Below are 1780 nucleotides of genomic sequence, written 5' to 3'. Positions count from 1 at the left end.
GGCGAGGGCGAGAGCAGCACCAGCCGGCGCAATCCGGGCGGGCGGCGGGCGGCCAGTAGCAGGGCAATTTTGCCCGCCATGCTGTGGCCCACCAACGTAAAATCGGCCACGCGGTGCTCGGCCAGGTAAGCCGCTACCCAATCGGCATACGCCCGCACCGAGTAGTCGAAATGCAGCGGCGCGGGCTGCTGCCCAAAGCCGGGCAGGTCGGGGGCCAGCAGCTGAACATCAGTGGGTAGCAGAGGCCGCAGGGCCTCAAATTCGTGGCCGGCGCCGGCCCAGTAATGCAGGGCTACTACGGTGTGCATCATACCAATACAGAACAGGTAAAACCATCTCTACGACCAAACGGCCGATATCGCCGGGCCGGCCGCCCGCGCCGCGTGGCGGGCTGCTATTGCGGCTCGGCGGCAATCCGCCCGCGTCGGGCAGCCGTACGTTTTGCCACAACTACTATTATTATTGCCAGCCACCATTTCTTTACCTACTGATAATCAAACCATTTAACTCAGATTATTGCCAATACCTCCTCTACTATTCTCTGTTCGCTTATCCAATTCCACCTATCGCGCGTACTAGCTTACCGTTGAGTTAGCGCCTCGATTCTGTCTTCCTTCCCTTTATGCATTCAACTACCGCGTTGCTTTCGGCAACGGAAGAAGCGGCGCTTGTCGAGCGTTTGCTGGCGCGTGACGAGCAGGCCCTGCGCCTGCTGCACGACCGCTACTCCCGCAATCTGTTCGCGGTTATCATGCGCTTGGTGCACAATCAGGAACTAGCCCAAGATGTGCTGCAGGAAGGACTGCTTAAGGTCTGGCTCAGCATCGAGCAGTATGATGCCGCCCGGGGCCGGCTGTTCACCTGGATGGTGCGGGTGTGCTGCAACCAGGCCATCGATGCCCTGCGCAGCCCTCGTCACCGCTTCCACAACGCCGCCCGCTCGCTCGAAACCGGCGGCGCCCAACGTGCCTCGGCCCCGGCCTCGTTCAACCCCGAGCACATCGGCCTGCGCGAACTTACTCTCAAGCTAAAGCCCCGGCAGCGGGAAGTCATCGAGTTGTTATACTTCGGTGGCTGCACGCAGGCCGAAACCGCCGAGCAGCTCGGCATTCCGCTGGCCACGGTGAAAACGCGGGCCCGCACAGCTATTCAGGTGCTGTCGCAGCTGGTGCGGTAGCCGGCGGGCAGGGAATAAATTTCCCCTCCCCTACCGTGGGCATTCCTCCCGTGTCAGGCTTTCGTTGATGACGATGGCGGCGCGGTTGCCATCGGCGGCGGCCAGCAGGGCCTGCTGGGTACCCGGCTTGGTATCGCCGGCCGCGTAGATACCCGGCAGCGAGGTCTGCAGGTTTGAGTCGACCCACACCGCGCCTTTGCTGGTGAGCCGCGCACCAATGTCGGTGGCGAGGGAGGTGCGCTGATGCTGCGGCGCGTGCAGAAACAGTGCGGCCCGCTCCAACTCACTGCCGTCGGCAAATTGCAGGCAGCGCAGCTCCCCGTTCTTCGAGCCGATGAGCCGGGCCAATGGCTCTTCGCGAATACCGATTTTTTCGCGGCGCAAGCGGCGGCGGGCGTTGGGTGTGAGGTGGCCCGGCCCATCGGTCACCACGATTACGTCGCGGCTCCAGCGGCTCACCAGCAGCGCCAGCCCGGTTACGGTGCGGCCCTGGCCATATACGGCCAGCGGCTGGTTGCGCACCTCCCAGCCGTGGCAGTACGGGCAGTGCAACACGCCCCGCCCCCACAGCTCCCGGAAGCCCGGCAGCGGGGGCAGAATGTC

At 63.7% G+C, this 1780-nt stretch carries 3 protein-coding genes; 1 reads left to right on the top strand and 2 read right to left on the bottom strand.

The window, feature by feature from the left end; translation table 11 throughout:
- A partial coding sequence (locus ACYVDE_RS21690) for an alpha/beta fold hydrolase (RefSeq protein WP_460503623.1) occupies positions 1 to 311 on the bottom strand: 311 nt, incomplete at its 3' end.
- 311 nt (positions 312 to 622) lie between these two features.
- Between ACYVDE_RS21690 and ACYVDE_RS21685 the strand changes: the two genes are divergently transcribed.
- Positions 623 to 1177 (top strand): RNA polymerase sigma factor, encoded by a 555-nt coding sequence (locus ACYVDE_RS21685; RefSeq protein ID WP_460503622.1) that lies wholly within the window; start codon positions 623 to 625, stop codon positions 1175 to 1177.
- A gap of 30 nt (positions 1178 to 1207) precedes the next feature.
- On the opposite strand, the gene ACYVDE_RS21680 is transcribed toward ACYVDE_RS21685, so the two are convergent.
- On the bottom strand, positions 1208 to 1780 hold a 573-nt coding region (locus tag ACYVDE_RS21680), incomplete at its 5' end, for an NAD(P)/FAD-dependent oxidoreductase (protein ID WP_460503621.1).

It is taken from the genome of Hymenobacter agri (assembly GCF_054778495.1).
This window is presented reverse-complemented; position numbering and strand designations above follow the sequence as displayed.

Bases quoted from the DNA above. Each gene is read 5' to 3' on its own strand.
- ACYVDE_RS21685 (WP_460503622.1), top strand. From the start codon at position 623: ATGCATTCAACTACCGCGTTGCTTTCGGCAACGGAAGAAGCGGCGCTT.